Consider the following 11,213-nt stretch of genomic DNA (forward strand, 5'->3'; position numbering starts at 1 on the left):
GGTCTTCAAAGGCGTAAGGCAATATCCGGATACTTGTTTATCATGCCGTTTGTTCTGGGATTTTCAATGTTTATGGTAAAGCCTTTTTTTCAGTCGCTTTACATGAGCTTTTGTAATGTGGAAGTAGATTCGGGTGGTTTTAAAAATATTTTTGCAGGATTATCAAATTATATCAGAGCGTTTACTGTGGATCCGGAATTTAATCAGATGCTGGTAGAAGAAATTGGAAGCATGTGTATCAATGCACTGGCTGTTATGGTATTTAGTTTCTTTGTGGCAATGATCTTAAATGAGAAATTCAAGGGACGTGCTTTTGTAAGAGCAATCTTCTTCCTGCCTGTGATCCTTTCTTCCGGCGTTATACTCGGGGTGGAATCCAATAATGCATTATTGTCCAGTGTGCAGGATATGATCCAGGAAAATGGCTCCAGCAACAGTATTACGGTAGCCATTCAGGATATACTGATGACTTCCGGTATGGGTTCCAAAATCTTTGAGGTTGTCTTCGATATTGTGGATGGTATCTATGATGTAGCTATTGCTTCGGGTATTCAGATTATTATTTTCCTGTCAGGATTGCAGACAATTTCAGAAAGTATGTATGAAGCGGCTGCAATTGAAGGATGTACGAAATGGGAAAGTCTGTGGAAGATCACGTTCCCAATGATCAGTTCTCTGTTTTTGGTAAATTGGATTTATACCATCATAGATTTCTGTATGAGGTCAGATAATGCGGTAATGGAAAAGATAAGTGATGAAATGATCGTTCAGATCAACTATGGATATTCATCGGCCCTGGCGTGGGTGTATTTCCTGATCGTTATGGTCATCATAGGCATAAGCTCACTCATTATCTCAAAGGGGGTTTACTACTATGAGTAAGAAGACAAAAACAGCATATCAAACAATAGGTTTCTGGGAAAGAAATCGAAGATCTCAGGGGTATTTATTAAAAAAGACTGTGCGAAATATTGTCTATAAAATTGCAAGAGCAGCTTTGTTATTCGGTATGTGTTTTATGATCTTACAGCCTATACTGAATAAAATTTCTATCAGTTTTATGGCAGAGGAAGATTTGTATAATCCTATGATCATTGCGATACCGGAACATTTTACGAAAGCAAATTATGAACTGGCTGCACAGTTTATGTCCTATGGGACTTCGATCATAAACACGATTGTGGTCTCGCTGACAATAGCTGTTCTGCAGATCGCAGTATGTACACTGGTAGGTTATGGTTTTGCCAGATTTGATTTTCCGCTGAAGAAGTTCTGGTTCTTATGTGTTATGCTGGTCATTGTCGTACCGCCTCAGACTATTTCAACATCCTTATATCTGCATTTCAGATATTTTGATCTGTTTGGAATTATAGAGGCCGTGACAGGATCGAGTTTGAATTTGAGAGATTCGGTGTTGCCATATTATCTGATGAGTGCAGGGTGTATGGGATTGAAAAACGGGTTGTACATATTTATGATTCGCCAGTACTTCCGCAATATTCCTAAGGAATTGGAAGAGGCGGCATACGTGGACGGATGCGGCACCTTGAAGACATTCGTAAGAATTATGCTTCCGGATGCCAAACCGATTTTAACATCCTGTTTCCTGTTTGCGTTCGTATGGCAGTGGACAGATAAATTTTATTCCAAGATGTTCCTGGGCAATATAAAACTTCTTTCAACGCAGTTAGCGATGATCGCGGACCGGCTGGATTTTTATATTGTAAATACCTTGGGAAATCCGGCAGGAGCATCTATCGGATATACAAACTGTATTACATCTACAGGTACTTTGATGGTAATTGTACCGTTGCTGATTTTATATCTCTTTGCACAGAAAGGTTTTGTGGAAAGCTTAAGCACTTCGGGTATTAAGATGTAAAACGCAAAGAACTATTTTGTATATTATTCCTGAAAGGAACTTGCTGTCCCAGAAAGTGCAGGTGAATGAAAAAGGAATCATATAAAGAAAAAAGGAGGAAAAAAATGAAAAGCAGATTTGTAAAGAAATTAATCGCAGCATCGCTTGTAACTGCAATGTCAGTATCTATGGTTGCCTGCGGAGAGAACACCGATGATGCTCCTCAGAGCAGTACATCTTCGGAAGAGTCAGATGATTCTGAAAAGTATACGGTCATTACTGATGATGAAGGAAATCCTATTGATTTGGGAGGAATTGAAGTTGTCATCCGTGACTGGTGGACTCCAAGCGAAGAAGAAGAACCGAACAACGCTTATGAAGAGGCACGTCAAGAATATCGCGACTGGATTCAGGAAACGTATAACTTTACGATCAAAGAAATGGCTATTTCCGACTGGGGTTCAACTCCTGAAGATTTCTTAAATTATGCGACCAGCGGTGGAGATGAATATTATGTATTTGCGCTTCGCCCGGGCAGCGAATTAGTAGCTGCACTGAACAGCGGTTTAATGTATGACTTGTCTACGCTGGACTGTCTGGATTTCTCTGAAGAGAAATGGCAGGCAAACGGTGTTCATGAAGTGATGTCTAAGGGTGATGCGATTTATGGTATGAGAGGTATTGCTCCAGAACCGAAAGGCGGCATATACTTTAATAAGAGATTATTGGAGGAAGCCGGAATTACAGCAGATTCCATCTACGAATTACAGGAAAATGGAGAATGGACCTGGGATAAATTCGAAGAACTCTGTTCACAGGTTCAGGCGGATACCGATAACGATGGTGTGATTGACCGTTATGCAATGGTTAATTTTCGTTCCACCTTCTATAATGAAGCTGTTGCATCCAATTATGGCGATTACATCGCTATGGATGAAAATGGAAAATATTACAATGATCTGGAATCCAATGAGACGCTAGATGCATTAAACTGGGCTCTTAGAATGCTGGACACCTATGACTATCCGCAGCCTGAGGGAAGCGAATGGGATTACTGGGTAGAAGCATTCCAGAATGGCAAAGGCGCCTTTATCGCCGGTGAAGCTTATCAGGCAAGCGGTGACTGGGCGAACATGGAAGACGATTTCGGTTTTGTGTGCTTCCCGAAAGGACCTGCAGCAGATGACTATACCAACATCCGCAGCGACAACGTGTATGTAATCCCGGCTTGCTATGATGCCGAGAAAGCATGGAAGATTGCATTTGCTTATGATCTTTATACAGATCCGGTTCCTGGATATGAAGATTATAACGATGCGTTGTCAGGATATTATGATTCTTTCAGAGATACAGAGTCTGTTGACTTGACGATCACAAGATTGATGGAAAACGGAAGAGTCACCTACAATAATATGATCCCGAATCTGGATCTTGGTGCAGATTTACTCTGGGGTATCAGCAAAGATAATACTCCGGCACAGGCGGCTGAGGCAATCAGAAATACCTGGGCGTCTTATCTGGAAGAAGCAAATAAATAAATTGAAAGGGGGTGTTTCTGGGAGCCCCTTTTCTTGAAGTTAAGGAGAAATTTTCATGACAGTAATTGCAAAAAACCCTATTATGCCAGGATTTTATCCGGATCCTTCCATTTGTGCAGTGGGAGAAGATTATTATTTGATCAATTCAACGTTTGCTTATTTTCCCGGGCTTTCTCTCATGCACAGCAAAGACCTTGTACATTGGGAACAGATTGGCAATGTGATGGACAGAAAATCTCAATTGCCTTTGAAAGAGGCAGGGCACTCCGCAGGATTGTTTGCGCCCACGATCCGGTATCATGAAGGCGTTTTTTATGTAATCTGTACGAATGTGTCTTATGGCGGCAATTATATCGTAACAGCATCAAATCCGGAAGGACCATGGTCTGAGCCATATTATATTGAGGGAGCAGACGGCATCGATCCAAGTCTGTTCTTTGATGAGGATGGAAAATGTTATTATATTGGTACTCATCCCAATCCGGAAGGCTGTAAATATGATGGTGACTGGTATATATGGATCCAGGAACTTGATGTAAAAACCATGAAACTGGTGGGTGAACACAAAAATGTGTGGAATGGCGCCATGAAAAATATCGTATGGCCGGAAGGTCCTCATCTGTATAAAAAAGGCGAGTATTACTATATCATGCACGCAGAAGGCGGTACAGGACCTGATCATGCGGTAACGGTTTGCAGAAGCAAAAATATCTGGGGACCTTATGAAAATAATTTCTGCAATCCTATTTTGACACATAGACATCTTGGGCGTGACTATCCTGTTAAATATGTAGGACATGCAGATCTGATTGAAACACCTGCAGGTGAGTGGTATATGACTATGCTGGCAGTAAGACCCAAGGAAGGGTATACCACGATGGGACGGGAAACATTCCTTGCGAAAGTGGTTTGGGAGAATGACTGGCCCGTTGTAAATCCAGGTGCAGGAATGTTGACAGATACCGTAGAGATCGAACTGCCGGAGTGGAGACCGGAAACGGATGTAAATTCCTACACATACAGAACAGGTGCTAAGACCTGTGTACCGGGAAGCAGCAGGGAATATGATTTTACCAATATGAAAGTTCTTGGAGATGAATTTTTGTTCCTTAGAAATCCGGAAGAAAATATGTATCAATTAACAGAAAAAGGTCTGAATCTGCATTTCAGTCCTGTTACACTGAAAGAGAAAGCGAGCCCGTCTTACATTGCCATCAGACAGCAACATCACAGGTGTAAAGTAGAAGCATGCTTGAAAACAGATGGTCTTACTTCGGCAAGAAGAGCCGGGATTGCAGTCGTACAGAGTGATGAATATCAGTTACGCGTTGAAGTAGGTGACAGCAAAGCGGACGTAATTCTGTGCGAAAAAGGAATGGATCAATGTGTTGGCTCCGCGGTTGTGGAAGACAAAGAAGTGGTGCTTTCTATTGCCATAGATGAGTTGAAAGCGACTGTGGGAATGAAAGACAGTAAGAGGGAGATTATTCTGGCAGAAGATGTGGATATTCGCGCATTATCAACAGAAGTAGCAGGCGGGTTTGTAGGATGTACAGCAGGTATCTATGCAGTGGCTGAAGGAGAAGAGGCAGATGGATATGCCATGTTTAAGAGCCTTTCTTATGAGGAAAGAGAAGGCAAGTGAATGTGGCAGTTATTTTGTGGTCGATGTACTCTGAGTCTTATATCGTAACAGACATCCGGGATATTTTTCTTTTTGGTGATCTGTTTTTTAAAAAGGAGAAACAATTGTGAGTGATTTTTTTAATTGGGATAATAAATTCATGACTGCAATGTCAAAGGCCAGCGATGCAATCCTTTTAGGTATTCTTTGGATTGCATGCTGTCTCCCGATCGTTACAGTTGGAGCATCGTCCGCTGCGTTTTACTATGCATATCACAAGGCAGTTCGGCAGAGAAGGGGATATGCCTGGAAAGAGTTTTTCAGCGCCTTTAAATCAAACTTTAAATCTGCTATCATCATTTGGCTTATTATTTTGGGCCTGTATCTTGTGACCGGAATGGATTGTTATATTTTGTATACGTCATTGGAAACCATGGATCACGCATTGTTTTTGCTGCTGATGATCATGATCGTGATTGCCTTAATAACGATATGGGGAATCTACGTGTTTCCGTATCTGGCGCGTTTCGAAAATACTACGAAAGTGATCATAAAAAACAGTATAGCGGTTATGGTCATGAATAAATCATGGTCATTATTGCTTCTCGTGATTTTTGTGGCAGCGGCAGCGCTGTTTCTTCTGGTTCCGCCGGCTGCAATTTTTGTGCCAGCCTTTTACATGTGGGTGGATAACAAAATTTTAGAACGGATTTTCCGGAAATACATGAGAAAAGAAGATTTAGAAAAACAGATAGAATTGGACAGAGCAAAATCTGGTATGATTTAAGCGATAACTTTGATTTTGCAAATTCTATCGTTTCATTTAATTACTGTCAGGAAGGAGCAGATATGCGAAAAAAAAGGACCAGCAATGCGTTAAAAGGGATTGCGAGTTGTATGATCTGTGCATGGTCTTTATGTGCCTGCGGAAATGTTGCCGAGGATTCATCGGACCGTAAAGTAATGGAAGAGAGCAAAGCAGCAGAATATGAAGCTTTGTTTGATGAAATTGAGGCGATTACGCCGTACAAATCATTGAGCAATACCAATCCGATCATGACTCAGAGATTTGGTGCAGATCCATACGCTATGGTTTATAAGGATCGGGTTTATTTCTATATGACCGGAGATACTTTTGAATATGATGCAGATGGAAGTGTAACGGAGAATACTTATGGAAAGATCAATACCATCAGCGTAGTTTCAACAACGGATATGGTGAACTTTGAAGATCATGGTACAGTATATGCAGCGGGTTCCAAAGGAGCTGCTAAATGGGCAGCTAATTCTTGGGCTCCGGCAGCGGCATGGAAAGAAATCGATGGAGAAGTAAAATTTTTCCTGTATTTTGCAAATTCCGGCGGAGGGATTGGCGTATTGACTTCGGATAGTCCGACAGGACCCTTTGAGGATCCGTTAGGAGAAGCGTTGATCAACAATCATACACCGAATTGTGCAGATGTCATATGGATTTTTGATCCTGCAGTTCTGGTGGATGATGACGGAAGAGCATATCTTTATTTTGGCGGAGGTGTTCCTGAGGGGCAGGCTGCCAATCCTGGGACAGCCAGAGTGGTGGAACTGGGAGAAGATATGATCAGCATTGCAGGTGAGCCGGTAATCATAGATGCGCCTTATGTATTTGAGGATTCCGGTATACATAAATACAATAATAAGTATTATTACACCTATTGCTCCAACTGGGATGTGGATCAGGCGGGAACAGATCAATACGGGTTCGAAAGCGGAGAAATTGTGTGCATGGAAAGCGAAAGTCCATTGGGACCGTTCACCATAAAAGAAACCATTTTAGAGAATCCGGGGAAATATTTCGGATTAGGCGGAAACAATCATCATTGTGTGTTTTCTTTTAAGGATCATTGGTATATTACCTATCACACCAGAGTATTGGAAGGAAATATGGGGATTGAAAAGGGGTATCGCTGTACTCATATTGATTCTTTTACCATGCAGAAGGATGGCAGTATTGGTCTGATAGATCAGACCCTTCAGGGCAGAGAACAGTTATCTTATGTGGATGCCTATCAGCGTCATAGTGCAACGGAAGTGGCAGTGATGAGCGGTATGAGTACAGTAGCAGGAGATGCAGTTACTGATTTCTATGGTTCGGGAACCATGGCGCTCGGAAAAATCCAAACAGGTTCTTTTGTTAAGGTACAGGGTGTGGATTTCGGGGAAGGAGCACCTTCCAAATGGATCGCAGAGATTAAGAATGCAAATGGAGAAGTTGGAGTGATACAGCTTCGTGCAGATGGATTAAATGGAGATATACTGGGCTATCTGACCATCGATGCCAATACCGGTACAAATTATGCAGAATTTGAGACAAATTTGAATACCGGTATTACAGGTGTACATGATGTGTATATGATTTTCTATGGAGAGGAATATGAGGTGTTATCCTGGCAGTTTGAAAAATAAATAGGGATTAATTGTAAGGAGAGGGAAAGTTATGGCGTATTTACTAAGTTATACTCGTTTACCTGTCGACAGTGTAATTTATGATCCGAGACTGGCATACAGTATGCACCTGGCGATCAGTGAGGACGGTGAAAATTACCAGGCGCTGAATCACAATTCCGGTGTACTGTTTGTGAAGGCAACCGAGAATGAAGATGGTTCTTTGACACCATGGAGTTTGAAAAATCCTGTGATCCTGGAATTGAAAGATGGAGGTTTTGGAGTAGTAGCCGAAAGAATCGGCGCCGATGGAGAAGAGGATACGGAAAGCGCAGGAAAGTTTCTTTATTTTACCACAAAAGACTTTTTGGATTATACAGAAGTAGGATTTCTGTCGAAAGAAGAAGCGGAAGAAAAGAAAAGAGAAGGCAATGCAGACCGTATGAAAGTACCTGCAGCAGAAAAATTGGAAATTCAAGGGGTTGTTCCGCAGAATGTCCTTGAGATTTCAGAAAGCGTGGCGGACAGACTGCGTAAAAAACTTCTGACGCCGGTAAACTGTGGTATGGAGTTCCCTGAGCAGGTAGAGGCATCCAGTGCAGAAGAACTGGAAAAATATCGGGCCATGGCTTTCTATACAGATGGTACAAAGGTAGCGAAAAGAGTGGATTGGGACTTGAGTACCGTGGATTTTGCAGTGCCGGGAACGTATAAGATAAAGGGAAACGTGCATCAGGAACATTTTGAATTTCCGATTGCGTTTTATCGTGCCGATCCTTGTGTGGCGAAGTGGAAGAATAAATATTATTTTATTGCAACGAATGATGCGGACGATAATCATACGCTTTATATCAGAGAAGCGGATACGATTCCGGAGCTGGTAAATGCAGAAGAAAAACTGATTTTGGATTCCACGACTTACCCTCATGTTGGAAATCTGCTCTGGGCACCGGAGTTTCATGAGATAAATGGTAAGCTTTATATTTTCCATGCAGCTACTCCGGATGAATTTTTCAAAGAAGAAAGCCATGTAATGGAATTGCGTGAAGGCGGAAATCCTTCCTGTAAGGAAGATTGGTCTGAGCCGAAGAGAGTCGTATGTCCGGACGGCAGTGATCTTTGTGAAGCGGGTAAAGAAATTACGTTGGATATGACTTGTTTTGAATGGGAAGGAGATTATTATGTAATCTGGTCCCAGAGACAATTTCTGCCGAAAGATTTAGGGGCGTGGCTCTATATTGCAAAGCTGAATCCACAGGAACCCTGGAAATTATTGACAGACCCGGTGGTGTTATTGAAGCCGGATTACGGATGGTCCAACAATCATACCTTTGTAGTGGAAGGACCTTTTGCGCTTCCGCGGGAGAATAAACTGTATGTGACCTTCTCAGGAGCGGCAATCGATACTTCTTATGTAGTAGGATTATTAAGTATCGAAAAAGGAAAGGATTTGTTACAGCCTGAAAACTGGAAGCAGGGAAATTATCCGATCCTGACTGCAAGAAGTGTAGAAAGCGAGTATGGTACCGGACATAATGCTTATGTGACCGACGAGGATGGCACCGTTTGGAATACCTATCATGCACGCCCGGGAGTGGAAGGAGTAAGAAGCAGCGGCATCCGCAGAGTGCATTTTGATATCGACGGAGCGCCGATGCTGGATGTGACGGAAGAATTGGATCTGTCAGAAGCGTTTGCACAGGTAGAGACGTGTGTCGTCGTGCGGTAAGCCCTGAAACAGATGAGACGCGCTGGATGTGTCGTGGTTACGTAAACGGGAGGTGTGTAATGAAAGAAATCGCAGGGAAAAAAGTAATACTGACAGAGGGTGAGTTTCTCCGTCGTGAAGAAGCAAACAAACGTTATTTGATGAAGCTTGAGACTCCTTATTTATTACGCAGCTATTTACATGAGGCAGGCAGATATTCCGGGAGAGGACCTGATGCAGAAGCCTTTGGAGGCTGGGAAGATCTCAGCTGCCAGCTAAGAGGACATTTCCTGGGACATTGGTTGTCGGCAGCGGCGCTGCATTATCAGGAAACGGAAGATGTAGAGTTAAAAGCAAAAACAGAAGTCATTCTGAAAGAACTGGAGCTTTGCCAAAAAGATAACGGCGGAGAATGGGTATGCCCGATTCCGGAAAAATATTTGTACTGGATAGGAAAGGGAAGGAACATCTGGGCGCCGCAATACAATATTCATAAGCTTTTTATGGGGCTGATCGATGTATATCGAATGATGGAACAGCCAAAGGCGCTTTCCATAGCAGATAAACTGGCGGATTGGTTTTATCGATGGAGCGGCAGATATACCAGGGAAGAGTTTGACGATATTCTGGATATGGAAACCGGCGGTATGCTTGAGGTTTGGGCAGACTTATATGAAATTACGGGTCAGGAAAAATATAAGATTCTGATGCAGCGGTATTATAGGAGCAGATTGTTTGAACCACTATTGGAGGGAAAAGATGTATTGACAAATATGCATGCCAATACTACGATTCCGGAAGTCCTTGGCTGTGCCAAAGCGTATGAGGTCACAGGAGAAGAAAAATGGCTGCATATTGTTGAACAATATTGGAAGTGTGCGGTTATAGACAGGGGATGTTTTGCTACAGGTGGCCAGACGCAGGGAGAAATCTGGACACCTATGAAAAAACTGAAAGCAAGACTTGGTGATAAAAATCAGGAACATTGTACCGTTTATAACATGATACGTTTGGCAGAATTTTTGTTTCGGCAGACGAAGGATCCTGCCTATATGCATTACATTGAATACAATGTTCAGAATGGTATTATGGCTCAAACGTATTGCCCGGAAGGCGGTCTGTTAACTTATTTTTTGCCGATGAAAGCTGCAAGCAGGAAGGAATGGGCCGGAGAAAGAGACAGTTTCTTCTGTTGTCATGGAACTATGGTACAGGCGAATGCTGCATGGAACCATCGTTTGTATTATCAGGAAGATGATCACTTGTATGTGACTATGTATGCCGATTCGCAAGTGTCTTTTGAAATGCAGGGCCGGAAGATTTGCCTTACACAGAATCAGGATTATATGAACGGAAGTCTGATGACCTGTTCGGAAAACAATGCCAAACAGACCATAAATGAAACAGTCAGTGCTTATGCGAATAAACCTGATTTCAGAAAATATGTTTTTACAATACATACACAGGAAGACACCCCATTTCATTTGATGCTTCGCATACCAGACTGGATCAGGGAAGACGCAATGGTTTACATAAACGATGATCTGTATGTAAAGACCAATAATACCGCGAAATTTGTCGCGATAAACAGGGTTTGGAGGAACGATGACAAAGTGACCGTACTGCTTCCGATCGGATTAAAATTTATCCCTCTGCCGGATGATGCGTCCATGGGAGCCTATCGGTATGGAGCCGATGTACTGGCAGGTATTACAGAGAAAGAACGTATCTTAAAGTTGGAGACGGAGAAACCGGAAGATGAGCTTTCTGCTGATACCGAACGGCAGTGGGGAGAGTTCCGTACCTTTTACCGGACAGAAAATCAGGATCCGGGTATTAGTTTCAAAAAGCTGAATGAGATTGGTAACGAACCATATCAGATCTATTTTAAAGTGAAATAAAGCATATGAGGTCCAAATACTCCAAGGAATGTCTGGACCTTATTTTTAACTTCTTATTTTTTACCTTCTCTGCAGGGCAAAGGTTTTTATTGTGCAATTAATATTTCTAACTATAAATGAGCAAATATCGAATTTTGCACAAACTTATCCCACAAACTTA

General features: G+C 42.2%; 8 protein-coding genes. All 8 read left to right on the top strand.

Annotation, left to right across the window (positions count from 1 at the left end):
* Positions 1-117: 117 nt before the first annotated feature.
* Positions 118-882: a carbohydrate ABC transporter permease gene (locus DWX00_RS18820; protein WP_226906429.1), complete on the top strand. Its 765-nt coding sequence runs from the start codon at positions 118-120 to the stop codon at positions 880-882.
* Positions 883-1,087: 205 nt separating this feature from the next.
* Positions 1,088-1,882 carry a carbohydrate ABC transporter permease gene (locus DWX00_RS18825; RefSeq protein ID WP_226906428.1) on the top strand — a complete coding sequence of 265 codons (795 nt, stop codon included), beginning with the start codon at positions 1,088-1,090 and terminating at the stop codon, positions 1,880-1,882.
* Between the two features lie 104 nt (positions 1,883-1,986).
* Positions 1,987-3,399 (top strand): ABC transporter substrate-binding protein, encoded by a 1,413-nt coding sequence (locus DWX00_RS18830; RefSeq protein ID WP_117762230.1) that lies wholly within the window; start codon positions 1,987-1,989, stop codon positions 3,397-3,399.
* Between the two features lie 55 nt (positions 3,400-3,454).
* Positions 3,455-5,044 (top strand): glycoside hydrolase family 43 protein, encoded by a 1,590-nt coding sequence (locus DWX00_RS18835; RefSeq protein WP_117762229.1) that lies wholly within the window; start codon positions 3,455-3,457, stop codon positions 5,042-5,044.
* 106 nt (positions 5,045-5,150) lie between these two features.
* Positions 5,151-5,810, top strand: a complete 660-nt coding sequence (locus DWX00_RS18840) for a YesL family protein (protein ID WP_117762228.1) — start codon at positions 5,151-5,153, stop codon at positions 5,808-5,810.
* Positions 5,811-5,872: 62 nt separating this feature from the next.
* Positions 5,873-7,465 carry a glycoside hydrolase family 43 protein gene (locus DWX00_RS18845; protein WP_238046196.1) on the top strand — a complete coding sequence of 531 codons (1,593 nt, stop codon included), beginning with the start codon at positions 5,873-5,875 and terminating at the stop codon, positions 7,463-7,465.
* A 31-nt stretch (positions 7,466-7,496) separates the two neighbouring features.
* The gene (locus DWX00_RS18850; protein WP_117762227.1) at positions 7,497-9,173 is read left to right on the top strand and encodes a family 43 glycosylhydrolase; all 1,677 of its coding nucleotides are present in this window, start codon (positions 7,497-7,499) and stop codon (positions 9,171-9,173) included.
* A 59-nt stretch (positions 9,174-9,232) separates the two neighbouring features.
* On the top strand, positions 9,233-11,053 hold the full coding sequence (locus DWX00_RS18855; RefSeq protein WP_117762226.1) for a beta-L-arabinofuranosidase domain-containing protein: 1,821 nt from the start codon (positions 9,233-9,235) through the stop codon (positions 11,051-11,053).
* Positions 11,054-11,213 lie beyond the last annotated feature (160 nt).

The sequence above is a fragment of the Blautia sp. AF17-9LB genome (assembly GCF_003479185.1).
Lineage (GTDB): Bacteria > Bacillota > Clostridia > Lachnospirales > Lachnospiraceae > Fusicatenibacter > Fusicatenibacter saccharivorans.

Excerpts from the sequence above, each read along its gene's own strand:
- DWX00_RS18825 (WP_226906428.1), top strand. The coding sequence starts at position 1,088 with ATGATCATTGCGATACCGGAACATTTTACGAAAGCAAATTATGAACTG.
- DWX00_RS18830 (WP_117762230.1), top strand. The coding sequence starts at position 1,987 with ATGAAAAGCAGATTTGTAAAGAAATTAATCGCAGCATCGCTTGTAACT.
- DWX00_RS18835 (WP_117762229.1), top strand. The coding sequence starts at position 3,455 with ATGACAGTAATTGCAAAAAACCCTATTATGCCAGGATTTTATCCGGAT.
- DWX00_RS18845 (WP_238046196.1), top strand. The coding sequence starts at position 5,873 with ATGCGAAAAAAAAGGACCAGCAATGCGTTAAAAGGGATTGCGAGTTGT.
- DWX00_RS18850 (WP_117762227.1), top strand. The coding sequence starts at position 7,497 with ATGGCGTATTTACTAAGTTATACTCGTTTACCTGTCGACAGTGTAATT.
- DWX00_RS18855 (WP_117762226.1), top strand. The coding sequence starts at position 9,233 with ATGAAAGAAATCGCAGGGAAAAAAGTAATACTGACAGAGGGTGAGTTT.